At 72.6% G+C, this 24,140-nt stretch carries 20 protein-coding genes, 1 tRNA gene and 6 pseudogenes; 8 read left to right on the top strand and 19 right to left on the bottom strand.

Annotated elements, in window-relative coordinates:
- Window positions 1-27: 27 nt before the first annotated feature.
- Complete coding sequence (locus tag UK82_RS00295) at window positions 28-615, bottom strand: PH domain-containing protein (RefSeq protein ID WP_236705298.1); 588 nt, start codon at window positions 613-615, stop codon at window positions 28-30.
- Window positions 616-724: 109 nt separating this feature from the next.
- Between UK82_RS00295 and UK82_RS00290 the strand changes: the two genes are divergently transcribed.
- Window positions 725-2,629, top strand: a complete 1,905-nt coding sequence (locus UK82_RS00290) for a glycoside hydrolase family 15 protein (protein ID WP_055405985.1) — start codon at window positions 725-727, stop codon at window positions 2,627-2,629.
- A gap of 67 nt (window positions 2,630-2,696) precedes the next feature.
- On the top strand, window positions 2,697-3,065 hold the full coding sequence (locus UK82_RS00285) for a hypothetical protein (RefSeq protein WP_044886059.1): 369 nt from the start codon (window positions 2,697-2,699) through the stop codon (window positions 3,063-3,065).
- A gap of 13 nt (window positions 3,066-3,078) precedes the next feature.
- Here UK82_RS00285 and UK82_RS00280 read toward each other — a convergent pair whose 3' ends face one another.
- A complete protein-coding gene (locus tag UK82_RS00280; RefSeq protein WP_055405984.1) occupies window positions 3,079-3,471 on the bottom strand; it encodes a RidA family protein in 393 nt (130 codons plus the stop codon).
- Between the two features lie 142 nt (window positions 3,472-3,613).
- Window positions 3,614-3,874 (bottom strand): cell division protein CrgA, encoded by a 261-nt coding sequence (locus UK82_RS00275; protein WP_044886061.1) that lies wholly within the window; start codon window positions 3,872-3,874, stop codon window positions 3,614-3,616.
- A gap of 435 nt (window positions 3,875-4,309) precedes the next feature.
- On the opposite strand from UK82_RS00275, the gene UK82_RS00270 reads away from it, so the two are divergent.
- On the top strand, window positions 4,310-5,200 hold the full coding sequence (locus UK82_RS00270; protein WP_236705297.1) for a DUF881 domain-containing protein: 891 nt from the start codon (window positions 4,310-4,312) through the stop codon (window positions 5,198-5,200).
- Window positions 5,201-5,298: 98 nt separating this feature from the next.
- On the opposite strand, the gene UK82_RS00265 is transcribed toward UK82_RS00270, so the two are convergent.
- The 13 genes and pseudogenes from UK82_RS00265 to UK82_RS00225 form a co-directional block, all read right to left on the bottom strand.
- Window positions 5,299-6,738, bottom strand: coding sequence for a DUF222 domain-containing protein (locus UK82_RS00265; protein WP_370657200.1), 1,440 nt, complete (start codon window positions 6,736-6,738; stop codon window positions 5,299-5,301).
- Window positions 6,739-7,166: 428 nt separating this feature from the next.
- Window positions 7,167-7,817, bottom strand: coding sequence for an aminodeoxychorismate/anthranilate synthase component II (locus tag UK82_RS00260; protein ID WP_044886101.1), 651 nt, complete (start codon window positions 7,815-7,817; stop codon window positions 7,167-7,169).
- A 46-nt stretch (window positions 7,818-7,863) separates the two neighbouring features.
- Window positions 7,864-9,957, bottom strand: coding sequence for a Stk1 family PASTA domain-containing Ser/Thr kinase (pknB, locus tag UK82_RS00255; protein ID WP_052681182.1), 2,094 nt, complete (start codon window positions 9,955-9,957; stop codon window positions 7,864-7,866).
- A gap of 158 nt (window positions 9,958-10,115) precedes the next feature.
- Window positions 10,116-11,609 (bottom strand): serine/threonine-protein kinase (locus UK82_RS00250; RefSeq protein ID WP_236705296.1); only part of this gene is annotated, 1,494 nt, incomplete at its 3' end.
- A pseudogene (locus tag UK82_RS34655) lies at window positions 11,606-11,741 on the bottom strand (hypothetical protein); the annotation flags it as partial. The pseudogene UK82_RS34655 and the gene UK82_RS00250, both read right to left, overlap by 4 nt.
- 1 nt (window position 11,742) lies before the next feature.
- Window positions 11,743-12,509 (bottom strand): annotated as a pseudogene (locus UK82_RS34650) (penicillin-binding transpeptidase domain-containing protein); the annotation flags it as partial.
- A gap of 1 nt (window position 12,510) precedes the next feature.
- Window positions 12,511-13,051 (bottom strand): annotated as a pseudogene (locus tag UK82_RS41285) (penicillin-binding protein 2); the annotation flags it as partial.
- A pseudogene (locus UK82_RS34640) lies at window positions 13,048-13,474 on the bottom strand (FtsW/RodA/SpoVE family cell cycle protein); the annotation flags it as partial. The pseudogenes UK82_RS41285 and UK82_RS34640, both read right to left, overlap by 4 nt.
- Before the next feature lies 1 nt (window position 13,475).
- A pseudogene (locus UK82_RS34635) lies at window positions 13,476-14,511 on the bottom strand (FtsW/RodA/SpoVE family cell cycle protein); the annotation flags it as partial.
- A 46-nt stretch (window positions 14,512-14,557) separates the two neighbouring features.
- A pseudogene (locus UK82_RS00235) lies at window positions 14,558-15,519 on the bottom strand (PP2C family protein-serine/threonine phosphatase); the annotation flags it as partial.
- A 1-nt stretch (window position 15,520) separates the two neighbouring features.
- Window positions 15,521-15,985: protein phosphatase 2C domain-containing protein (locus UK82_RS34630; protein ID WP_236705295.1), on the bottom strand; the 465-nt coding region annotated here is incomplete at its 3' end.
- Window positions 15,982-16,479 carry an FHA domain-containing protein gene (locus tag UK82_RS00230; protein WP_011607786.1) on the bottom strand — a complete coding sequence of 166 codons (498 nt, stop codon included), beginning with the start codon at window positions 16,477-16,479 and terminating at the stop codon, window positions 15,982-15,984. The genes UK82_RS34630 and UK82_RS00230, both read right to left, overlap by 4 nt.
- A gap of 6 nt (window positions 16,480-16,485) precedes the next feature.
- Entirely contained in the window at window positions 16,486-17,808 is a 1,323-nt protein-coding gene (locus UK82_RS00225) for a DUF3662 and FHA domain-containing protein (RefSeq protein ID WP_055405979.1), read from the bottom strand.
- 160 nt (window positions 17,809-17,968) lie between these two features.
- Here UK82_RS00225 and UK82_RS00220 point away from each other — a divergent pair.
- Window positions 17,969-18,051 (top strand) — tRNA-Leu (locus tag UK82_RS00220).
- Window positions 18,052-18,373: 322 nt separating this feature from the next.
- Here UK82_RS00220 and UK82_RS00215 read toward each other — a convergent pair.
- A complete protein-coding gene (locus UK82_RS00215; protein WP_044886068.1) occupies window positions 18,374-19,213 on the bottom strand; it encodes an HNH endonuclease family protein in 840 nt (279 codons plus the stop codon).
- 289 nt (window positions 19,214-19,502) lie between these two features.
- On the opposite strand from UK82_RS00215, the gene UK82_RS00210 reads away from it, so the two are divergent.
- Window positions 19,503-20,138 (top strand): TetR/AcrR family transcriptional regulator, encoded by a 636-nt coding sequence (locus UK82_RS00210; RefSeq protein ID WP_082121982.1) that lies wholly within the window; start codon window positions 19,503-19,505, stop codon window positions 20,136-20,138.
- Window positions 20,139-20,154: 16 nt separating this feature from the next.
- On the opposite strand, the gene UK82_RS00205 is transcribed toward UK82_RS00210, so the two are convergent.
- Window positions 20,155-22,299: a protein kinase domain-containing protein gene (locus tag UK82_RS00205; protein ID WP_236705294.1), complete on the bottom strand. Its 2,145-nt coding sequence runs from the start codon at window positions 22,297-22,299 to the stop codon at window positions 20,155-20,157.
- Window positions 22,300-22,648: 349 nt separating this feature from the next.
- On the opposite strand from UK82_RS00205, the gene UK82_RS33925 reads away from it, so the two are divergent.
- Entirely contained in the window at window positions 22,649-22,822 is a 174-nt protein-coding gene (locus UK82_RS33925; protein ID WP_173402717.1) for a hypothetical protein, read from the top strand.
- A gap of 21 nt (window positions 22,823-22,843) precedes the next feature.
- On the opposite strand, the gene UK82_RS00200 is transcribed toward UK82_RS33925, so the two are convergent.
- A complete protein-coding gene (locus UK82_RS00200; protein WP_044886070.1) occupies window positions 22,844-23,239 on the bottom strand; it encodes a cold-shock protein in 396 nt (131 codons plus the stop codon).
- A gap of 237 nt (window positions 23,240-23,476) precedes the next feature.
- On the opposite strand from UK82_RS00200, the gene UK82_RS00195 reads away from it, so the two are divergent.
- The gene (locus tag UK82_RS00195; RefSeq protein ID WP_044886071.1) at window positions 23,477-23,704 is read left to right on the top strand and encodes a hypothetical protein; all 228 of its coding nucleotides are present in this window, start codon (window positions 23,477-23,479) and stop codon (window positions 23,702-23,704) included.
- A 114-nt stretch (window positions 23,705-23,818) separates the two neighbouring features.
- Window positions 23,819-24,130: a hypothetical protein gene (locus UK82_RS00190; protein WP_044886104.1), complete on the top strand. Its 312-nt coding sequence runs from the start codon at window positions 23,819-23,821 to the stop codon at window positions 24,128-24,130.
- Window positions 24,131-24,140: the final 10 nt, after the last annotated feature.

The raw sequence follows: 24,140 nt of genomic DNA, 5'->3' as shown, positions 1-24,140 counted from the left end.
CGGCCAGCCCGCCTCGGCCGTGGCTGGTCAGCCCAGCCGGAGTCGGATCTCCTCGACGTGCTCGGCGACCGGGCCGGGATCGGTGCCGAGCTGGCGGCGGGTGAGCAGGATCGGGCCGTCGATCGTCTCCACCTCGAGGGTGCGCAGGTGCACCGCGCGCCGATTGTGGGTGAGGGTACCGGCGCGCACCCGGAGCACCGCCGCCCAGGGCAGGTGCCGGCGGCGCAGGCCATCGACGAGGTCGAGCCCGGCGGGGGAGACCCGCAGGGTCGGCCGGGCGAGCAGGTCGCGCAGCGTCAGCACCCACAGGCCGGCGGCGAGTACCCCGACGAGCAGCCGGCCGGCGGCGTCGAGCGAGCCGACCCGCTGCGCCAGCGGACCGACGGCGGCCACCAGCGCCGCCGCCGTGCCGGCGAGGGCGTAGAGCCCGACCCGCCACAGCGGCGGCGACCATGCGGCGGACGTCGGCGGATGGTCGGCGCCGGGCGGTTCCCCGGACCCGGTGGGTTGCGTGGTCACGCCACCACGCAACCACATCCCGCCCAGGCGGCCGCGGTCGGCGCGGGCGATGGAGATCGGCGCCGAGTTGCCAGGTGGCCGAGGTGCTTGCACCATGCTGAGTAGCGGCTACTATTCGCTATCTCATCAACACTCATTGTATTGACCTCGGTGAGGTGGCGATGGCGTGAGAGATGCCGTGGCAGATCGTGATCAGGGGGTACGGGTGGCACATTCGCCGGTGCGACGCAGCGGGGGCAGTCCGTTCCCGCCGATCGCCGAGTACGGATTCCTGTCCGACTGCGAGACGACGTGCCTGGTGGCCCCCAGCGGGAACGTCGAGTGGATGTGCGTGCCGCGGCCGGACGCGCCCAGCGTCTTCGGCTCGGTGCTGGACCGCTCGGCGGGTGGCTTCCGGTTCGGCCCCGACCGCACGCAGATCCCGGCCGGGCGCCGCTACCTGCCCGGGACGAACATTCTGGAGACGACCTGGCAGACGCCGAACGGCTGGCTCATCGTCACCGACTGCCTGGTCGTCGGCCGCTGGCATCGCACCCACAAGCGTTCCAACACCCACCGGCGGACCCCCAGCGACTGGGACGCCGACCACGTGCTGCTGCGCCTCGCCCGCTGCGAGCACGGCTCGGTCGACCTCAGCCTCGTCTGCGAGCCGAACTTCGACTACGGCCGCCAGGCGGAGTCCTGGGAGTACGAGGAGGACGACTACTCCTCCGGGGTGATCTCCAACAGCGGAAGCAACATCACCCTGCGGCTGCGCACCGACCTCCGGCTGGGCTTCGATGGTCGGCGCGCCCTGGCCCGCACCTCCCTGCGGGAGGGCGACACGGCGTTCGTCGCCCTGACCTGGCGCCCTGAGGAGCCGCTGCTGCCGGATACCTACCAGCAGGCCTGTGGCGCGGTGGACCGCACGACCGAGTTCTGGCGGCAGTGGCTCTCGCGCGGGATGTTCCCCGACCATCCCTGGCGGCGTCACCTGCAGCGCAGCGCCCTGGCCCTGAAGGGGCTGACCTACGCGCCGACCGGCGCACTGCTGGCCGCAGCCACCACCTCGCTGCCGGAGACGCCACGCGGCGAGCGGAACTGGGACTACCGGTACAGCTGGCTGCGGGACTCCACCTTCGCGCTGTGGGGCCTGTACACCCTGGGCCTGGACTACGAGGCCAACGACTTCTTCTCGTTCATCGCCGACGTCGCGGAGCACGAGGAGGACATCCAGGTGATGTACCGGGTCGGCGGTGAACCGAGGATCGACGAGGAGATCCTCGGTCACCTTTCCGGCTACGAGGGGGCCTCGCCGGTCCGGGTCGGCAACGCCGCCGCGCTGCAACGCCAGCACGACGTGTGGGGTGTCGTGCTGGACTCGGTCTACCTGCACACCAAGTCACGCGACTATCTCTCCGAGCGGTTGTGGCCAGTGCTGGTGCGTCTCGTCGAGGCCGCCGCGGCGCACTGGCAGGAGCCCGACCGCGGGATGTGGGAGGTTCGCGGGGCGCCGCAGCACTTCACCGTGTCGAAGATGATGTGCTGGGTGGCGCTGGACCGCGGCCGCCGGCTTGCGCAGATGCGCGGCGACGCGAAGACAGCCGTGCGGTGGAAGGCGATTGCCGAGGAGATCCACGCGGAGGTCTGTGACTCCGGCGTCGACCACCGCGGCGTGTTCACCCAGTACTACGGGTCGAAGGCGCTGGACGCCTCGCTGCTGCTGATCCCGCTGCTGGGATTCCTGCCCGCGTCGGACGAACGCGTGAAGGCGACCGTGCTCGCGATCGCCGACGAGCTGACCGAGGACGGCCTGGTGCTGCGCTACCGCACCGGGGAGACCGACGACGGCGTCGCCGGGGAGGAGGGCGCCTTCCTGATCTGTTCGTTCTGGCTGGTGTCGGCACTGGTCGAGATCGGCGAGCTGGCCCGGGCCCGCCAGCTCTGCGAGCGGCTGCTGAGCCTGGCCAGCCCGCTGGACCTCTACGCGGAGGAGATCGATCCGAACAGCGGCCGCCACCTCGGGAACTTCCCGCAGGCGTTCACCCACCTCGCGTTGATCAACGCCGTGATGTACGTGATCCGGGCCGAGGACGCCGAGGCGTACGCCCGCCCGTCCCCATCCACCTGAGTCTCGGCCACCTGAGCCTCGGCCGTATTCGCGGCGTCGATGGTGGTTGTGGCACTAACGTGGGGGCGTGGCAAGCCTGGAAGTCAAGGACAAGCGGGTCGAGGTCGTCATGAGCGGGTTGGAGCGGCTCGGCGCGCTACGCGGCGATGTCTCTGTGTCCCTCGACGAAATCCTCGACGTCCGCCCGGCACCGGAACCGTTCACCGAGCTCTGCGGCTGGCGGCTGCCGGGAACCGGAATCCCGCGCGTGATCGCCCTCGGCACGTGGCGCTCCCGGGACGGCAAGGCCTTCGCCGCCGTCTACCGGGGGCGGCCGGCGGTCGTCGTCGAGGTCCGGCCGGGCGGGGAGTTCCGTCGGCTGATCATCGGTGCCGACGACGCCGACGACGCCGAGGGCACCGTGTCCCGGCTGCGTGCCGCGGTCCTCGCCCGCTGACACAACCGAAGCCCTACCCAATCCCGATTGTCGCCTCGGCTTCCACCTCGACGACCCAACGCTGGTCGAGCAGGCCGGCGACCACGACCATGGTGGCGGCCGGACGGATCGCCGCGAACAGCTCCCGGTGGACCGCGCCCACCGCCGCGGCGTGCTGCGCGCCGGTGAGGAACATGCGGGTGCGGGTGACGTCGTGCAGGCTCGCCCCGGCCTGCGTCAGCGCGGCGCCGATGAGCTCGAAGCAGCGCCGGGCCTGCGCCTGCGCGTCCGCGGCCACCGTTCCGTCCGGCCAGACGGGGCCCGTACCACTGACGAACACCCGGTCACCGACCCGGACAGCCCGGGAGAACCCGATGGTTGCCTCGAAGGGGGATGTTCCGGCGATGAGTTGACGATCGGTACGCATGCGGTCGCTTTTCGTCAGTGACGTGCGGGGGTGGATATCCACACTTGTGGACAACGGTTGTGGATAAATGACACCGCTGGAAGTCCGGCCGAGCGAGTCCGGGGCACCGGCCGGAACGACCGCCGGCTCGACAGATATCCGGCTAGCGCCACTGGGTCGACACGGCGAGACCGATGACGACAAAGCCGAACCCAATGAGGATGTTCCAGCCGCCCAACCCCTCCATTCCCAGCACGCCGCCGTTGGAGAAGTAGTACACGAGCAGGTAGGCGATCCCGATGAGGAAGAAGGCCAGGATGAGCCCGCCGAACCAGGGCGGTGACGGCGGCCTGCTGCGGCGGGTCTGGTTGGCGTTGACGCTCGGCGTCGGCTTCTTCGGCTTGCGACGTCGTGACTCGGGCACTGCGGGACTCCTCGGCTGGCCGTGCGTGGACGAGCGGCGACCGCCGCCGCCCTCCCGGTTCGGCGGGTGGCGGTCCCGCGCTGGGCAACAGGTTAGACGGCGGGCAGCAGGTAAACGGCGGGCAGCAGGTTAGACGGCGGGCAACAGGTTAGACGGCGGGACTGTGGACACACCGGCTGCGTACCGACGTGCGGGATTCTCTCCCGGCGACCGGAGCCCGGCGATCGCCGCGACGTGGCATCGCGGGTGTCGCCGGCCGCGTAGCCTGCGGCAAGAGGCGATACCACCGACGCGGCGGACGGATCGCCTGGCCGGGCCACTGGTGGCGTGTCCGTGCGCCGCCGACCGACGATCCGCCGACATGCGGACGCGCCGCCCGCCCGGCGCGTCGGAGAGGCCGACGCCATGGTGGGTTGGGCGTGCAGCGGGCGTCGAATGGCGAGCGTGAGCCGGGTGTTCCGCGCAGGTCGGGCGGTCGGGGTCGGGCGAATGGTCGGCGGGCGGGCGGAGCGCCGGCGAGCTCGGCGGCTGACGGCGATCGGGCTGGTGTGCTGCCTCGGCCTGCTGGCCGGGACAGCCGCCGCCAGCGCCGGACCCTTCGCCGATCCGGACGGCCTGCGTGACTCCCCGGCCGCGGTCGCCTTGGGGCCCGGCGGCATCGCCGAGGTCGTGGGGAACGAGTCGGAGCGGGTCGCCGCGCGGCGCGACGCGGTGGCCGAGGAATCCCGTCGGCCCGTGGCAGCCGTCGCGACCGACTCGACCGCGACCGACTCGACCGCGACCGACTCGACGATGGAGCCGGGCAGGTCGCTGCGAGCCGGCGAGGGGCCGGCCGCGGGACTGGCGGAGGCCGCCGGGCTGGCGCCGGTGCACGGGCCGGCGCTGACCGTGCAGCTCGACGACGCGCCGCGCGAGAACCGCCGCGGTCCGTATCCGGCGGGGATCCCTGCTCCGGGGCCGGACGACCTGGTCGTGCACCAGCAGGACGTGCAGGCGGTCGTGAACGCGCTCTGGGCCGGCGGTGCCGAGGCGATGACGATTATGGATCGGCGGGTCACCGCCCTGACGGCCGTCCGGTGCGTGGGCAACACGCTGCTGTTGCATGGGGAGGTCTTCTCACCGCCGTTCCGGATCACCGCGATCGGCGGCGCCGCCGCCCTGCACGCGGCGCTTCGTGACAGCCCGCAGATCGCGATCTACCAGCAGTACGTCGCCGCCTACCGGCTGGGCTACCGCGTCGACGAGGTCGCGGACGTCAGGATGCCCGCCTACGACGGGTCGTTGACCCTCGCCCGCCCGGGCAACTCGGCGGGCCGGGCGGACTGAGCCGGTTCGACGTGCCGGTTCGACGTGCCGGTTCGACGTGCCGGTTCGACGTGCCGGTTCGACGTGCCGGTTCGACGTGCCGGTTATCAGAGTGTGGGTTATCGGACCGTGCGGCTGAGGATGGCGTGGAGGGAGTCGTCGTAGCTGAGTCGGCCGCCGTCGCGGGTGTGGATGGCGGCGGGGTCGATGTGGCGGGTGGCGCGGGCGAGGATGCCGGCGGGGTCGGGTCCGGCCAGGACGGGTGGGGCGGGTGTGAGGGTGCGGCCGTCGGAGGGGTGTGCGGTGACGGTGCCGTCGTCGGTCCGGCGGAGGCTGATGTTGTCCTCGTGGATGGCGCGGTGATGCGCGGAGCAGAGTAGGAGCAGCCGGTCGATGTCGGTGTCACCCCCGCGGATCCACCACGACAGGTGGTGAATCTGCAACCAGCGGGTGTGTCCGCAGCCGGGGTACTGGCAGCGGCCCTGGTCACGGGCGTAGACGGCGTCGCGCAGCCGCGGGCCGGGCTGGCGCTGCCGGCGGCCGAGGTGCAGGGGGTTGCCCTCGGGGTCGGTGAGCAGCGCGCGGATCAGCCCGTCGCAGCCGAGGCGTTCCACGACCTGCGGCGGCAACCCGATCCCGCCGTCGATCTGCGCCCAGGCCCCGATCCCGATCCGCGGCACCCCCAGCAGCCCCGCGACGCCCTCCGCCGTCGCGTCGCCCGAGCCTCCGTCGCCGACCGCAGCGCTGTCCTGCGGGCCCACAGCCGGGGAGGCGTCGGCGGTCGGAGTGTCGCCGGTGGGGCGGGTGGTCAGGTGCACGGTGAGGGTGTGACCAGGGGTCGTCAGACCGGGAGCGGACCGGTCGAGGAAACCGTCGGCCAATGCGATCAGCGCGTCGGCGTCGCGTTGGCGATCCCGCGCGGTCACCACACTCTCCCCATCAGCGGGCAGCTCGCCCGACCCGGCATCACCCGACCCTGCGTCGTCCGACCCTGCGTCGCCGGTCGTGGCCTCGGTGGAGCCGAGGGGGGTGGTGTCGTCGAGACTGGCCCGGGCCGCGTCCAGGGCGGCGATCAGCTGGGCGCCCTCGTCTGCGGACAGGACCGCCTGCAGGCAGAGCATGCCGTCGTCGTCGAACCGCCACGACAACCGCCGCGAGGCCCGCCGCACCTTCTGATCCCCTCGGGCCTGCCGGTAGGACCGCACCAGCCGTTCCACCTGCCCCGCGGTGCAGAACCGGGCATGCGACAACCACACCTGCTCCGTCGACGCGTCCGCGACCCGGGTCACCGCCCGCACCTTCGAATACGACAACGTCCCCGCCGCGAACGCCGCCCGAATCGCCGGCAGACCCTCCAACGCACGCGCGGTCGCCACGTACTCCCGGGCCGTGCGCAGACCAAGACCACACCGCCACGCCAACCAGTGCGCGCACGATCCCATCCCGATCCCCGACCAGCCCTCACGCCGATCGAACGCGGCCAACGCCACCAACCAGCCACACGTCGCCGCCGCGATCCGCCCCGCCCATCGGCACACCACCTCCTCCACCTCCCCCAACGAAGCAGTCTCCACATCCACCCCCACCAGGGCAGACACGGCAGACGAAGCAGACGCAGCGGGGGGCAGAGGGAACGCGGGAACCGCACTCATCATGATCACCGGGCCAGGGGTGTCGTCGGTCATCGGACCCGAGCATCGTCCCACCCACCACCGACAGGAACCCAACCAAGATCAACTGGGGTGGGGCCGCCCACCCCGCAACCACGGACCCAAAACCTCGGCGTGAAACCAAAGCCGACAGACGAGCTGACACAAGCCGACAGACGAGCCGGCACACCGAAAGACGGTCACGGTGTTCGGCGGAACCCGAACCGGCCCGGCGCCGATGCCGGACCCCGGCCCGGACCCGGACCCGGACCGGGACCGGGACCCGACAGCGAGGTTCCGCGGAACCCACACCCGCACACGGCGACCTACCGGCCGGCTCAGGCGAAGGCGGCAGCCCGCAGCGTCTCCACCTCGGCGGACAGCTCGGGTGCCAGCCGGCGTGCGGCGCCACCGTCGCCGCACTGATCGAGCCAGCGGGCGAGGATCAGGTGGCCGCCCTGGGTCAGCACCGACTCGGGGTGGAACTGCACGCCCTCGAGCGGCAGCTCGCGGTGGCGCAGCGACATCACCACGCCGCTGTCGGTCCGGCCGGTCACCTCGATCTCGGCCGGCAGGGTGCTCTCCTCCACGGCGAGCGAGTGGTAGCGGGTCGCGATGAACGGCGACGGCAGGTCCGCGAGGACGCCGACGCGGTCGTGGTGGACCTGGGAGGTCTTGCCGTGCAGCAGCTCCGGCGCGCGGTCGACCGTCGCCCCGAACGCGACGCCGATCGCCTGGTGCCCCAGGCACACCCCGAGCAGGGGGGTGCCGCGCCGGGCGCACTCGCGCACCATCGGGATGCTCACTCCGGCCGCCTCGGGCGTGCCCGGCCCCGGGGACAGCAGCACGCCGTCGACGCCGAGGTCGCCGAGTTCCGCCGGCGTGATCTCGTCGTTGCGGCGCACCACGCACTCGGTGTCGAGCTGGCCGAGGTACTGGACGAGGTTGAAGACGAACGAGTCGTAGTTGTCGACCACCAGGATCCGCATCAGCACGCCACCTCCGGCGAGTTCGGGGCGAGTTCGATCATCGAGCTCACCCGTTCCCGTTCTGCGCCGCGCCGCCACCCGGGCCGGCGCCGGTGCCTGCGGCGCCCCCGCCGCGGTTGGCCGCCCCGCCGTTGCCGGCGGACAGGCCGAGCAGGCCTGTGCGGCTCGGGGTCGGGTTCGGCTGGGTCTGGGTGGCCGCCGGGCTCGGGCTGGTGGTGTCCGGCTGCTCGGTCGGCTGCTGGTCGGTCGGCGGGGTCTGGGTGGGGCTCGGCGGCGGGGTGGTCTGGATCTGCGCGGCGACCGAGAGCTGGACCGTCGATCCCCGCGGGACGTTCCCTCCGGAGGGCTGCTGGTCGACCACGGTGCCGGGGGCCACGTTGTTGTTCGCCACCGACTGCTGGGTCGCCTGCAGGCCGTAGCGGCCGAGCTCGGCGACGGCGTTCTCGTAGGAGCGGTTGCGCACGTCGGGCACGTTGACGTTGGAGCTGACCACGTTCAGGGTGACGGTGGCGCCGGGCCTGACGGCGGAGCCCACCTGCGGGTCGGTGCTGTCGACAGTGCCGGGCTTGTGGCTGGTCGCGTTCGCGTAGGGCACCGAGCTCGGCACCAGGCCGAGCCCGCGCAGCTCCGCCTCCGCGGTCGCCTGCGACTTGCCGACGAGGTCGGCCGGGATTGTGACGTCGCCGGCGGCCTTGCCGATCGACAGCGTGATCACGCCGTTGATGTCGACCTGCTTGCCCTCGGCCGGGTCGACCTTGGTGACCCGGCCGGCCATGTCCGGCGCATCGACTGAGGTGATCTCCACGCGCCCGGTGAAACCGGCGCTCTGGAGCCGGGCCTTGGCCTGCTGCTCGTTCTGGCCGGTGAGGCCGCTCGGTACGGTGAACGACTTGGCCGCCTGGTTGCCGTCGCCGCCGCCGAGGAAGGTGGTCGCGAGCAGGACCACCGCAACGAACACGACGACGATGCTCAGGCCGGCGAGGACGTACTTCAACGTCTGGGACCGCTGCTGGTCCGGCACCGCCCGGCGATCGATGGCGCCGGTGACGTCGTACCGGTCGAACGGACCGGTGCCGAACCGGCCGTCGTCGTAGGAATCGTCGCGGTAGGAGGTCGCCTCGTCGCCGTAGCGGTCGTCGGGGTAGCGGTCCCGGGTCGGGTAGCCCGCCCGGTCGCCCCGGCCGAGCAGCGCGGTGCCGGCGGTGGCGGCGGGGCCGAGGGTGGTGGCGGCACCGCTGGCGCCACCGCCTCCCATCATGGCCTGCACCCGGCGTCCCGCCAACGCCCGTTCCAGATCGTCGCGCATCTCACCCGCGGTGAGGTAGCGGTCGTCCGGGTCCTTCTCCATCGCCTTCAGCACGATCGCGTCGGCCTCGGGGGAGATGTCGCGGTCGTGTGCGGACGGCGGGTCCGGATCCTCCCGGACGTGCTGGTAGGCGACCGCCACCGGGTTGTCCCCGCGGAACGGCGGGGAGCCGGTGAGCAGCTCGTAGAGCAGCACCCCGGTGGTGTAGACGTCGCTGCGGGCGTCGACGCGGGCGCCGCGGGCCTGCTCCGGGGACAGGTACTGGGCGGTGCCGATCACGGCCGCCGTCGCCGTCATCGTCGAGGACGTCGCGGTGGTGGCGCGGGCGATGCCGAAGTCCATCACCTTGACCGAACCGTCCGGGCTGAGCATCACGTTCGCCGGCTTGATGTCCCGGTGGATGATCCCCATCCGGTGGCTGTAGTCCAGCGCGGCGCAGACGTCGGAGGTGATCTCCATGGCGCGGCGCTCGGTGAACCGGCCCTCGGCCTGCAGCGCGTCGCGCAGAGTCCGGCCCTCGATGAACTCCATGACGATGTACGGGATGTGGTTGCCGTTGATGACGTCCTCGCCGGTGTCGTACACCGAGACGATCGCCGGATGGTTCAGGGCGGCCGAGGACTGCGCCTCGCGCCGGAACCGGGCGAGGAAGGTGGGGTCGCGGGCGAGGTCCGAACGCAGCGTCTTGATCGCGACCTCGCGCCCGAGTCGGATGTCGCGGCCGCGGAAGACCTCGGCCATCCCGCCGTAGCCGATGCCTGCGCCCAGCTCGTAGCGGCCACCGATGAGCTGCGGCGCCGCGTCGGGCGTGTACATCTCCGTCGCGTCGGTCACCAATACTCCCCTGCCGTCGCCCCTCCCGCGTCGGAGAGCGCCGACCCGGCGTTGCCGCTGACGATTTCATCACCGAATGCGTGCGCGTACACCACACCTGGTGGTGCGGCCGCCGAGTTCGATTCGGAGCCCTTGCTGGAGAACAGCTTGTTGGTCANGAAGGCGGTGATGGCGACCGTCAGGACCAAAAGAATGATCAGGACCGGTAGTGGCATCGGCCGCCGGGCCGCCGGACCGGATCGGCGCCGGGCCGCCCGCCCTGGCCGGGCCGCGTCCGGCTCGCCGGGGCCTGCCGGGCCGCCCGGTGGGCGGGACCACGACGGGGGACCCGGTCGGTAGAGCGTGCCCGGGTCGCGGCTGTCGCCGCGGTCGCCCGCCCGATAGCCCTGCTCCCCGTAGCCCTGCTCCCCGTAGGCGGTCTCGGCACCGTAGGCGGTCTGCTCGCCGCGATAGCCGGGGTATCCCGTGTCGGGACCGAACGACGGGCTGTGCATCGCCGTCGCGGGCAGCTCGGCGGCGCCGTGCGGGGGGCCGGCCGGACCGCCGGGCACGGCCTGGGTGTGGTCCGACCCGGCGCCGGTCCGGCCCGGCCCGCTGGTCCGCCCCATGGTCGGCGGTGGGGGAGTGACCCAGGAGGGCGGCCGGTTGCGGGAGGTGGGCCGGCGGCCGGCGGGCCCCGAGGGGGGCAGGCCCGGGCCTGGGCCGGGGTGGCGCGCGGTCGCGTCCGGCGTGTCGCCCGGACCCGGCCAGCGACCGGTGTCCGGGCTCCACAGGCTGCGCCGGATGCCCGCGGCGGAACGGGCGAACGCGCCCGCGGAACTGGGCCGGCGCGCCGGGTCCTTGGCCATGGCCGACTCGACCAGGGCTCGCACCTGGTAGGGGATGTCGGCGGGTAGCGGGGGCGGGGTGTCCTGCTGGTGGGCCATGACCACGACGATCGGGTTGCGGTCGTCGAAGGGCCGCCGGCCGGCGAGGCACTCGTACGCGACGACGCCGAGGGAGTAGACGTCGCTGGCCGGCGTCACCGGTCGCCCCGACGCCTGCTCGGGTGAGACGTAGTACGCCGTGCCCATCATGATGCCGGTGGCGGTCAGCGGGGCGGCGTCCACCGCGCGGGCGATGCCGAAGTCGGTGACCTTGACCGCGCCGTCCGGGCGCAGCAGCAGGTTGCCGGGCTTGACGTCGCGGTGGACGACGCCGAGGGCGTGGGCGGCCTGCAGCGCGTCGGCGGCCTGGCCGAGGATGTCCAGCATCCGTTCGGGCGACAGCCGCTTCTCCCGGTGCAGCGCGGCCGACAGCGGCTCGCCCTCCACCAGCTCCATCACCAGGTAGGCGGTGGGGTAGTCGTCCGCGGTGGCGACCTCGCCATAGTCGTAGACCGAGGCGACCCCGGGGTGCGACAGCCGGGCGGCGTGGCGGGCCTCGCCGCGGAAGCGCACCAGGAACGACTCGTCGCTGGCGTACTCCGGGCGCAGCAGTTTCACCGCGACGGGGCGGCCGAGGGTCTGGTCGAGGCCCCGCCAGACCTCGCCCATGCCGCCCGCGGCGATCCGGCCGTCGAGCCGGTAGCGGTTGTCCAGGACGGTGTTCGGCGAGGCGGCGCCCGCGAACGGCTGCGACGGTGAGGTGGGGTTACCCGGCGAGTTGTTCATGGTGTGTCCAATGCGGCCTGCATGACCTGTTTCGCGACGGGGGCGGCAATGGCACCACCGGTGCCGACCTCACCCCCGCCGTCCTCGACGATGACGGCGACCGCCACCTTCGGCGCGTCTGACGGGGCGAACNCGACGAACCAGGCGTGCGGCAGCTCGCCCGTGCCGTGTTCCGCGGTTCCGGTCTTCCCTGCGACGGAGACGCCGTCGATGCGCGCCTTGCGGCCCGTTCCCGACGTCACCACGCTCTCCATCATGGTCGTGAGTTCGGCGGCGACGTCGCTGCTCACCGGCTTGCCGAGTTCCTTGGGATCGGTCCGGCTGATCGTCTTCTTGTCCGGGCCGCGCAGCTCGGAGACGAGGTAGGGCTTCATCTCGGTGCCACCGTTGGCGATCGCCGCGACCACCTCCGCCATCTGTAGGGGCGTGACCCGGACGTTGTACTGGCCGATCGCCGACTGCGCCGTCTGCGCGCCGTCGAGCTTGGTCGGGAACACGCTGCGGGCCTGCTGCAACGGGAAGTCGGGGAAGGTCGAGTTCAGGCCGAACGCCTCGGCCTGCTGGCGCAGCGTCTCGGCGCCGAGATTGATGCCGAGCTGCGCGAAGGCGGTGTTACAGGAGATTGTCAGCGCGTGGGTGAGGGTATCGGTCTCACCGTCGCCGCACCGCTCGCCGCCGAAGTTCGGCAGCCGCACCGTGCTCAGCGGCAACGCGAGCTCGTCGGGCGCCGGCACGCGGTCGTCCGGGTGGCGGCCGTGCGACAGCGCCGCCGCGGCGGTGATGAGCTTGAACGTCGAACCCGGTGGATAGGTCTGCTGCGTCGCCCGGTTCAGCAGCGGCTGGGCCGGGTCGCCGGAGAGCACCCCGTAGGCGCCCGTCGCCGTCTTCTCGGTGTGGCTGNCCAGCGGGCTCGGGTCGTAGGACGGGCTGGTCACCATCGCCAGGATGGCGCCGGTGGACGGGTCCAACGCGACCACGGCGCCCTTACGGTTGCCCAGCGCCTGCGCGGCGGCCTGCTGGACCGCGGGCAGGATCGTGGTGACCACGGAGCCGCCGCGGCGCTGCTTGTTGGTGAAAAGCCCGGTCACCCGGCTGGCCAGCAGCCGGTCGTCGTCGCCGGAGAGGAACACGTCCTGGGAGCGCTCCAGCCCGGCGGCGGTGAACAGCGTGTAGTAGCCCGTGATGTCGGAGTAGAGCGTCCCGGCCGGGTACTGCCGCTGGAACTTGTACTGGTCGTTCGACGGAGTCGACCGGGCGATCTCCACGTCTCCCGCCAGGATCGTCCCGCGTTCGCGTTCGAGCCGTTCGGTGATCTGGCGGCCGTTGGTCGGTTGGGTCTTGAGGTCACTGGCCTCGCCGACCTGCAGCCAGTTGGCGTTCACCAGCAGCGCGGCGAACAGGACCAGACAGGCGACGGCGACCTTGCGCACCGGGCGGTTCATGTCGTCTTCACCACCTGGGTGGGGCTGTCGGCGACCGCGCCCGGATCGAACAGCGGGGCGTCCGACGCCGGCTCGGGCGCACGGCGTGCGCTGTCGCTGACCCGCAACAGCAACGCGATGATCGCGGCGTTGGCCACGATGGACGACCCACCATAGGAGACGAACGGCAGGGTGAGCCCGGTCAGTGGGATGAGTCGCATCACCCCGCCGACCTGCACGAACACCTGGAGCGCCAGGGTGAACGACAGCCCGGTCGCCAGCAGCTTGCCGAAGGGGTCCTTCGCCCCGAGGGCGGCGCGCATGCCACGCAGCACGATCAGCGCGTACATCGTCAGGATGGCCATCACCCCGGTGAGTCCCAGCTCCTCGCCGAGGCTGGCCATGATGAAGTCGGTGTTGGCGAACGGCACCTTCTGCGGATGGNCCTCGCCGAGGCCGGTGCCGGTCATCCCGCCGGCCGCAAAGCCGTACAGACCCTGCACGAGCTGGTAGGAGGTGCTCGACGGGTTGTCGCCGTCGAAGGCGTGCAACCAGCCGTCGACGCGGACCTGGACGTGGCTGAACATGCTGTGCGCGAGCACGGCACCGATCATGAACAGCACGAACCCGATCAGGAACCACGACGCCCGCTCGGTGGCCACGTAGAGCACGACCATGAACATGCCGAAGAACAGCAGTGAGGAGCCGAGGTCGTTCTGCACGACCAGGATGCCGAGGCTCGCCAGCCACGCCATCAGGACCGGTCCGAGGTCGCGGGCGCGCGGCAGCTTCACCCCGAGCACGGACCGCGACGCCAGGGACAGCACGTCCCGCTTGTTCTCCAGGTAGCCGGCGAAGAAGATCAGAATGATGATCTTCGAGACCTCGCTGGGCTGGAACGAGAACGGCCCGACCCGCAACCAGAGCCGGGCGCCGTTGATGGAGGTGCCGATGCCCGGCACGATGGGCAGCAGCAGGCCGACGATGCCGACCAGTCCGGCCGTGTAGGCATAGCGGGCAAGGTTGCGATGGTCGCGCACCAGCGCCAGCACCAGGACGAAGACGATGACCGCCAGCAGCGTCCAGACGAGCTGCACCTGCGCGGCGCTGGGCGGGATGTGGGTGCCGGCCTGCTTGGCCGCCTGGCTCTTGGCCAGGTCCAGTCGATAGATCATGACCAGGCCGAGGCCGTTGAGGGCGACGACGACCGGCAGTAGCACCGGATCGGCGGCCGGCGCGAACCGGCGGACCGCGAGGTGCGCCAGCGCCCACAGGCAGAAGAAGCCCAGGCCGATCGAGAAGATGCCGAGCGAGAGCTCGCCGATGTCGGCGAAGGTCAGTGCGGCCAGCGCGCTGGTCGCCAGCACCCCGGCGAAGACCAGCAGGACGAGCTCACGGCGGCGGTACGGCGGCAGGTCGGTGCCCTGTGGCAGCGGCAGGCCGGCGAACGTCGCGGTGAGGTCCGCCGACCTCGGCCTGCGNAGCGGAGGAAGGGGTATCGGCGGGCGGGTCATCGCTGGCCTGAGGTCACGGTGACGTGGTGGGTACGGGCGTGCTCGGGCAGCCTGGAACGGCGACGCCGACGGGGATCGCGGTTTGGCACGCCGCAGGCACCAGACCGGCGGGGTCCAGCGACGGGGACTTGGGACGGTTGGTCGGGGACGGACTGGGCGCCGCGGTGACCGCCGGCCGCGTCGGGCTCGGCGTGTGCAGCCGGGCGATGATCTGCTTCCCCTCGTCCCGGCTGTTGGCCGGGATGCCGCGGCGCACATCGTCCTGATCGGCCGGGGTGAACTCGGACAGCAGCGGGCCGTGCGAGACCTTCGACGAGAGATGGACGCCGGCGATGCTGCCCTTCACCCCCTGGAACAGGGCCACCCGCCCGTTCTCGTCGACGCCGACGTAGTACTGGCCGCGCACGTAGGTCCACCCCGCCGCGGCCCCCGCGACGACGAGGACGAACACGACGGTGGAGACGAACAGGATCCGCCGACCCGAGCGGCGTCGGGCGTCCCCCTCCCCGTCCGCATCGTCGCTCTCGCCGTCGCCGCGGTCGCTGGCCTGCTCCTGGCGGTCTCGGCGGTGGAAACCCGACCGGCCGATCCGGGCCGCCTTGGCCGCCGCGGATTCGGCGTCCGGGTAGCGCGGGTCGGGCCCGCTGCGCGCGGACGCGGCCCCGGGCACCACCCGCTTCTCCGCCGCGGCACCGGCGACCAGCGGGTAGGGCCGGCTCTCTCCACGGTCCTCGGAGATGTCGGCGACGACGACCGTGATGTTGTCCGGACCGCCGCCCTTGAGCGCCAGATCGACGAGCTGGTCCACCGCGTCCTGCGGGGTGGGCAGCAGCAGCGTCTCCAGGATCGTCTCCTCGCTGACCACCCCCGACAGGCCGTCGGTGCACAGCAGGTAGCGATCCCCGTCCCGAGCCTGGCGCACCGACAGATCGGGCTCGACCTCGCGGCCGTCCAGCGCACGCATCAGCAGGGAGCNCTGGGGGTGCGTGTTCGCCTGCTCGGGGGTGATCCGGCCCTGGTCGACGAGGTCCTGTACCAGCGTGTGATCGTGGGTGACCTGGCTGAGGATGCCCTCGCGCAGCAGGTAGGCCCGCGAGTCCCCGACATGCAGCACCCCGAGCATGTCTCCGGAGGAGAGCACCGCGGTCACCGTGGTGCCCATGCCGTCCAGGGCGCTGTTCTCCAGCGACATCTCGCGCAACTGACGGTTGGCGTCGCGGACGGCCTCGTTCAGCTCTGTCACGAGGTCGTCGCTGTCGATGTCGTCGTCGAGGTCGGCCAGCCGGGAGATCACCATGGAGCTGGCGACCTCGCCCGCGGCGTGCCCGCCCATGCCGTCGGCCACCGCCAGCAGGCGCTGCCCGGCGTAGGCGGAGTCTTCGTTTCCTTCCCGTACGTGCCCGACATCCGAGCGAACGGCGAAGTGAAGCCTGAGGCTCACCGGTGGAGCTCCAGGACCGTCTTCCCGATCCTGACCGGCGCGCCGAGAGGTACCGGCATGGGACTGGTCACCTTCGAACGGTTGAGGAATGTGCCATTGGTCGAGCCGAGGTCCTCGACGAACCACTGTCCGTCGTGGGGCACGAGTCTCGCATGCCGACCTGATGCGAAGTCATCCTCGAGGACCAGAGTCGAGTCCTGTGCCCGTCCGATGGTGACAGGTGACGATCCTAGGGGAATCGTTGTGCCTGCCAAGTGCCCCTTGGTTACCACGAGTTTGCTCGGAGACTGTGGCTTGCGTGCTGGTTGAGGTGGAGTCCGGGGGGGTGTCGGCCGTGCCATCGGGGGTGGCTCGCGCCGCTGCTGGCGCTTCGTCGGGCCGAACATGTCCAGCCGGACGGCGCGCACGGCGACCAGGACGAATCCCCACAGCAGGGCAAGAAAGCCGATCTTGACGATCAGCAGGACGAGTTCGCTGGGCTCGGTCGGATCCATCGGCCGCTACCAGCCCCGATCCGACCGCGACCGCCCGCGCCCACCGTCGCCGCCCGCCGGGGGGTCGAGCTGGCCCGGCAGGTACGTCTGCGCGTCGTACACGTCGTCCAGCGGTTCGAGGCCGCTGTCGGGCCCCGCCGCGCCGCGGGCGGGTCGGGCCGGCTCGCGGTAGCGGTCGGTGGCGTCCTCCCCGTAAGGGTCCGGCCGGCGGGGACCGTCGTCGCGGCGGTCCCGCGGATCGCGGCGATACGGGTCGCGCCCGCCGCGCTCCGGCACCGCGCGCTCCGGCCCGGCGTCGCGGCCCGGGTCCCGGGGGCCGGGTTCGCGGCGGGCCGGACGAGCCTGGTCACGGGCCCGGCCGACATCCGAGCCCGGGCCGTGGCCGCGGTAGCCGGGGTCGCTGCCTGCCCGGGCGGGGCGCTCCCGGTAGGGATCCGTCGGGTAGGGCTGGCCGCCGCGCGGGGTCGAGCCACGCCGGTACGGGTCGTCCGGCGGGGGCGTGGAGCGCCGGTCCGGCGGGGCCGTCGTCCGATGCCCGACCCGCTCCGGCGGAGGGGTGGCCCGGGAGGGCGACCGGCCCGCGGCGCTGCCCCGGCCGTCCTCACGGTGGAAGACGATGGTCGCGGTGCCGAGCTCGATCCGATCCCCGCTGACGAGCTTGACCTGGGTGGCCGCGCGGCCGTTGACGAGGCTGCCGTTCGTCGAGCCGGCGTCGACGTAAAGGAACTGCCCGTCCGGCAGCCGGCGGATCTCCCCGTGCCGCCGGGACACCCCGGTGTCGTTCAGCCGGATGTCGCACTCGACGCTGCGCCCGATGACGGTGGTCTCGGCGTCCAGCGGGTACTCCCGCTCCCCGCCGCCACCCGTCCCACCCGGGGCCTTCGTCGTGATCAGTAGATGGGGGGTGCCGGGCGCACTCGGGCGCGGACGGCCGCGGCGCCCGCTGACGACCCCCGGGTCCGCCGCCGCCACGCTGCTGCGGATCCGGAAGACGCCGACGTCGAGGTCGGCCGCCTCGGACATCCGGACGGAGACCGGGCCGACGAAGGTGTACCGCTGCTCGGCCGCATGCTCGCGGACCATCTCGGCCAGCTCGTCGCACAGCGCCCGGTCATATGGGGAGAGCCGGGCGAAGTCGCCGGTGGCGAGCTCCACCGCGAACTCGTTGGGCACCAGCACGCGGTTGGAACTGACCGCCCGCCGGTCGTCGGTCTCCCGGGCCAGCGCGCTGGCGATCTCCACGGGCTCGACCCCGCCCTTGAACACCTTGGCGAACGCACCCTCGACGAGGCCGCCCAGGCGCCGTTCGAAGCGTTGTAGCACGCCCATGCTCGACCTCCCTTCTCCCGGTCTGTGAGATCGTATGCCCCCGGGCGCGGACGCCCCACGGCTCGGCCGCTTGACAGGTCCACCGCGGTGGGCGACCCCCCGGCGCAGTGGACATCTCCGGCGTGATAGCGTGTCCCCTGGTTAAGAGATAGTCCCACTCGGGCGAGTGGCGGAATGGCAGACGCGCACGGTTCAGGTCCGTGTGTCCTAGCGGACGTGGGGGTTCAACTCCCCCCTCGCCCACGTCAGCCCCTACCGGAGCATGCTGCGCCGGTAGGGGCTTCCTTTATTTTGCCGGGGGGGCCGAGCCCCCCCGAGCCCCCCACGGTGGCCTGTCGGGTGGGTGGGTGAGGGGGGCGGGGTGGGGGGCGAACTTTGCCACCCCGAGGCGACCACCCCGTCCAGGCTGCCCCGGCACCGAGAAACTGGCCCAAAGCAGCCATTCCCAGTCGCACAGCAACCACTCACGCCCCTGGGACGCCCCTGCGGCCACACCACTGAGTGCACCCTCGGGGGGTGGGGTCAGGCGGGCGACTGTCGTGAAGTGGACGGCTGATCGTGGCGGTCAGTGCGCCGCGGTGGTGCCGAGCGCCGGCTGGGCGGAGCACTTCTGGAGCACCGCCCGCATCGCCTGGGCCTCCGCCGCCACCACCCACAGGTGATAGCGGGACTTCAGCCCCACCTGGCGGGCGATGTACGGGCACTGCTCGCCAGGGCTGGGCGGCAGCCATTCGGCCGCATCGTGGTCGCTCTTGCGCTGGTTCGTCGGGCCGTCCACCGCGAGCAGGTTCTCCGGGTCGTTCGCGAACTGCAGGCGCTGTGCATCGGTCCAGTTCAGTGCGCCGGTCCGCCAGGCGTCGGCCAGCGGCACGACATGGTCGATCTGCACGGCGGAGGCGTTGCGGGAGCGGTCGAAACGGATGATCCGGGTCGTGTACGGATCGGTGAGCTCGCCGGTCAGCACCGTGCAGCCGTCGGACCGCCGCACGGTGGTGCTGCGCAGGTCTCGGCGCAGGATGTCGTTGCGGGTGTCGCAGCCGTTGTGGTCGACGTCGGACCAGGGGGTGCCGAACTCGTCGCGCTGGTACTTCGGCGAGTTGTCCTCGGCGCGGACCGGCAGGGTGGCGAGCAGCGCGAGCGCCGAGCCCGCGGCGCCCCGGGAGGTCGCGCCTGCGGCGCCTGCCGCGCTCGCCGCGCCCGGATCCGCCGCGCCGGTCTGGTCGCCGCGGCTGTCGCAGGCGACCAGCGCGGTGGCCACCGCGAGCAGCAACACGAGCCCGCCGTACCTGATCCGCCCGGCCGATCCTGCCCGTCCAACCGATCCTGCCCGTCCAACCGATGCCGCCCGCCCGACCCGGCGGCGCGGGACCGCACCGACAGCGCTTGTCCGCACCTGACTCCCCACCTCGACGCCCCGCCCACCTCGACGCCCCGGGTCCGCGGGAAGAACGCCTCCGCCCGCTTGACGCCCGTCCGGGCAGAGAGTCACGTTAGCGGTCGATCGTGGTGTCCTGGTGGTTGGTACAACCCGGAAAGGGCAGTTCTTAGCGCGAAACATCGCAACGTAGCCAGTCAATCCCCTACAGTGTGCTGCCATGCTCAGACTGCTGGCGCAGGTCGCCGCCCCGATGCCGTCCCATCCCCGCGGGTAGCACGTGGTTGCCGTCCCGTCCGCGTCGCCGCGATCCTCGGCTGTGCCATCCCGGCCCTTACGCCGCGACGCCGAACTGAACCGTGCCCGCATCCTCACCGCCGCCCGGGAGCTGTTCGTCGAGCGCGGAAACGACGTCGGCGTCGAGGAGATCGCCCGCCGCGCCGGAGTCGGCATGGGCACCCTCTACCGACGTTTTCCGAACAAGGACGCGCTCATCGAGGCGATTCTGCGGTCGACCGTCGACGACATCCGCGAACTCGCCGTGGAGGTGGCCGCGACGGAACCACCGGCAAGCGCGCTGCATTGCTTCGTGGTACGGGTGCTGGCGGCCGACCCCTGCCATGGAGCCTTCCTGGCGCAGCGGCTGTGGAGCGGGCGCACCGCGGAGCGCATGATCGCCGAGGTCGTCCCGTCGGTGGCGGCGATGCTCGCCGCGGCCCAGCGGGCGGGCACGGTCCGCAGCGACGTGGTGCTGGCGGACCTGCTGGTCCTGATGCGGTCGCTACGGCTGGTCGTGGACCTCACCGAGCGAGTCGCGCCGGGGTCCTGGCGGCGCTCCCTGGAGATCATCCTGGCCGGCTTCAGGCCGGATTCCCGCAACGGCGAGCTGCCGGTGCCGGTGCCGGCCTACGCGGCGCTGGCGGGCGCCGGGGAGACGCCGCCGAGCGTCGACTGACGGCGGCCGGCCGCCGTCAGCGGACCGGGATGTGGGCCCCGGCGCTCTGCGAACTCTCGTGGAGCTCGAGTTCCTGCGGCTGCGCATCGCGGGGGACGTCGAAGACCAGGGTGCCGCGCTTGGTCTCGCCGGGGTTGATGGAGTCCCACAGGTTCTCGTCCAGCTTGAAGCGGGCGAGGAAGTTCGCCTCGTGACGGTCGCCGTGATCGTCCCAGAGCAGCTCGGTGGTGTTGTCCAACGCCGCGGAGGTGTCACCGGTGTTGCGCACCGTCACCCGGGCCAGGCAGAACCTGCCGTCCGCGCGCAGTGCGAGGATCCCGTCGCCTAGCCGGGTCTTCGAGCAGTCGACGCCCGCCACGACGAACTCCAGCCGGCCGTCCGTCGCCGGCAGGCCAAGCCCCGCGGTGGGACTCGGGGTGACCGACGCACCGCCCGCCACCGTCCCGGCGGAGCCAGGCGGCCGGCCAGAGTCAGTCCTGCCGCCGTTGCGGCTCGGCAGGCTGACCACGACCACGATGGCGATCAGCGCCGCCACGACGATTCCGATGATCAGTGCGAGCTGCCGGCGGTCCGGTCCGCGCCGGGGCCGGGACTGCGGATAGGGCGGATAGGGGGTGTCTGCGGCGCCGGGCATCGGCGTGGGACCCGGCACTCGTGCCGGCTCCGACATCCGTGCCGGCTCCGACATCCGTGCCGGCCCCGCGATCCGGGCCGGCCCCGCCATCCGTGCCGACTCCGAGGACCGGGGTGGTTCCGACATTCGCGGCGTTTCCGACATTCGCGGCGGGCCGGGCGTCCGGGTCGGCTCCGGCGTGCGGCTCGGCTCGGCCATCCGCGCCGGCTGCGGCCCGGGTCCCGGGGCCTGACCGGGTGCTCGCTGACCGCCAGGACCGGCCCACCGGGCCGCGGGCGTGCCCGGCGCCGACCCGCGCGGCCGCCCGCCCGGCTGGCGCCCGTCCGGCTGGCGCCCGTCCGGTGGAGCGCCTGGCGCGGCTCCCGGCCCGCGACCACCGGGGGGGCCGGCGGTCGCCGGGTAGGGGGCGCCCCGCGGCCGGCCGCCGTTCGGCGGGCCACCCATCGCCGGCGTCGGGCTGGGCCCGTGGGCGCCCGGGGCCCGGTCTGCGGCGGGCGCGCGGCCCGGTGGGCCGGCCACGTCGGGCCTCACCGCGGGGGCGCCGTCCCGGGGCGGGCGGCGGGCGGGGGCCGAGGTCACCGGGCCCACCCGCGTCGGCGCCGGGCGGGGCACCTCGCCGGTGCGGTTGAGCAGCTCCTCGACCTGGCCTATCGCCGGCCCGATGGCGGGGCCACCGCGGGCCGGCGGCTGCGCGACGAGCCGCAGCAGCAGCTCCCGGGCGCTCGGCCGGTCGTCGGGATGCTTCGCCAGGGCGGCGCTGACCAGCCCGACCAGCGGCTCCCGCAGGCCACGCAGATCCGGGGCGGAGCCCACGATGCGCATGCCGAGGTCGATATCCGAGCCGTCGCCGAAGGGGTGCCGGCCGGTGCCGGCGTAGGCGATGAGGATGCCCCACGCGAACACGTCCGCCTCGGGTCCGATCGGCTGGCCGTGCACCTGCTCGGGCGCCATCCAGCCGGCCGAGCCGAACCCCCACGCCGTCGGCTTGGCCTTCGCGCCCTCCAACGCCTGGGCGATGCCGAAGTCGATCACCCGGGGACCGGACAGCGAGAGCATGACGTTGCTCGGTTTGAGGTCACGGTGCACGAGCCCCGCGCTGTGGATGGCGGTCAGGGCGGTCGCCACCCCGACAGCCAGGCCGGTCAGGGTCGAGGAGGCCAGCGGACCGGACTCGACCTGCTCGTCCAGCCGGACGCCGTCGATGAACTCGGTGACCAGGTAGGGTGCCGGCGCGTTCGGATCGGCGTCGAGCACCTCGGCGGTACAGAAGGGGGCGACCCGCCGGGCGGCCTCCACCTCGGCCCGGAACCGGCGGCGGAACTCCTCGTCGGCCGCGAGGTCGGGCCGGATCACCTTGACGGCGACCCGCCGCCCGGTGGTGTTGCGGGCCAGGTAGACCGTGCCCATCCCGCCGACGCCCAGGCGGCTGATGAGGGCGTAGGGACCGATGGACCGCGGCTCGTGGGGGTTGAGCGGGTCGCCCGGATCGGTGCGGCGGGGGTTCGGGCCCCCGGCGTCGTCGACCACGGTCAGCACCCTACGGATGTGATCACGACCGCTGCCCACTGCTTGTCACGCGAATGCCTCTCAGCTCCCGATCCCACGCACGGCCCGGACCCGACCCGCTACCAGCTCGTTCCCGTCCGGCGGCACGCGGCGGTCGGGGTTCGCCGGTGTTTCTGGGTCGCGTCGTCTCCGTTCGCAGTCTGCCGCACCGCGGGCCGTCTTCGGCACGCGCGGGCTCCCGGGCGGTCGTTCGGGTCGGTTGGCCGACAATGTGTTGCGATTGTGGATGTTTGCGGACTCCGGGCGTTTGCGGATAGTGGATGTGGCGATAGTGGCCCGCGCCCGCGGCGGGATGAGGCATCGTGGGCGAATGGATACCGGTGGCCCGCCCGGCGTCGACGGACCGTGGCTGCTGTGCCCCTGGTGCGCGGGGCCGGTCCCGTTGACCCATCTCGTCGCCTCCGACGACGAACCCGGCGCCCAGGTGGCGGTGTGCACCGGTTGCGGCCGCCGGGTGAGCTTCCTGCCGCCGACGGAGCCGTGAGGACTGACGCCCCGCCGCCTCCTACGCCTCCAGCTCATTGGCGACGGCGTGCACGACCTTGGCCACCCGCTGCGCGATCCGGCGGTCCGGGTAGCGACCGCGGCGCAGATCGCGCTGGACGTCGTCCAACACCTTGATCATGTCTTCGACCATGCTGTGCAGCTCGTCGGGGCTGCGGCGGGCCGCCTGCGCGGCCGCCTTCGCCACCGACGGGGGCGCGGCCAGCAGCCGGACCGACAGCGCCTGGTCCCCGCGCCGCCCGGCCGCGACGCCGAACTCCACCCGATCGCCCGGCTTGAGCCGCTCCACCCCTGCCGGTAGCGCGGCCTTGTGGACGAAGACGTCGCCGCCGTCGTCACGGCTGAGAAAGCCGAAGCCCTTGTCAACGTCGAACCACTTGACTTTGCCGGTGGGCACGGGCGACCTCGTTCTGTGTAACGACAGGACAACGCGACGAAAGCTGAGGGAATCCCAGGCTATCCGCCGACCGCACCACGCGCGGGGTCTTCGGTCGCGATCGGCTGTCGGCCGGACCTCACCAGTGACGATCCCCTTCCCGGTGTTATCCGGGGTGCACCCCGGGCATGCCAGGTCCTGACCCTGGGCCGACCGTCCGAGCTGGACGGCCGGCCCCCGATGGCAGGAGGCGTTTCGATGGCGAATCCCGATCGCGAGGACTTCCGTACCCCGGAGGACTTCGAGGAGGCCGAGCGGAGCCGGGCTCGGGACGAGGCCGTGCTCGGCGCGGACGGCGGCCCGGACGATCCCGAGGCGAACCGCGCGGCCGAGGGTCTGGAGGTTTCCGACCAGGAAGCCGCGAACTACCGCGAGCACGTCGAGCGGGGCGCACACCAGCAGGGCGAGGGCGCGCCGGTCGTCTGAGCGCCGCCCGCGGGGTGCCCGCCCCGGAGCCGGGCACCCCGAGGAGCCCTCGCGGGTTCCCGTGGCCGCCGCCGTGGGCGGCTCCCGCCGGCGGCGCCCCGTAGGCTGGCGGCTGTGCCGCTGACGTCGCCACCGACCGAGCAGGTCGGACCCCGGGACGAGCCGGCGGCGGGCCGCGCGGACCGGCTCGTCGCGGCCGGGTGCGTGCTGTTCGGGATCGGCCTGCTCGCCACGGCGGTCGCGGTGATCCCGTTCTTCTTCGGGGTCAGGAACCTGCCGACGTGGCTGAACGCCGTGGCCGGCGGCGGGCTGACCATCGGGTTCGCCGTCGCGCTGGCCGGGGTGCTCGTCGCCGTCCGCTCCCGGATCCCCGAGGAGGCCGATCCGGACCTCTACCGGACCAACCCGCACCTCCCGATCGACTGAGCGGCTGAGC

Source organism: Frankia sp. ACN1ag, from assembly GCF_001414035.1.
GTDB lineage: Bacteria > Actinomycetota > Actinomycetes > Frankiales > Frankiaceae > Frankia > Frankia torreyi.
The sequence above is the reverse complement of the archived record's forward strand: the minus strand, read 5'-3'. Positions and strand labels throughout refer to the sequence as shown.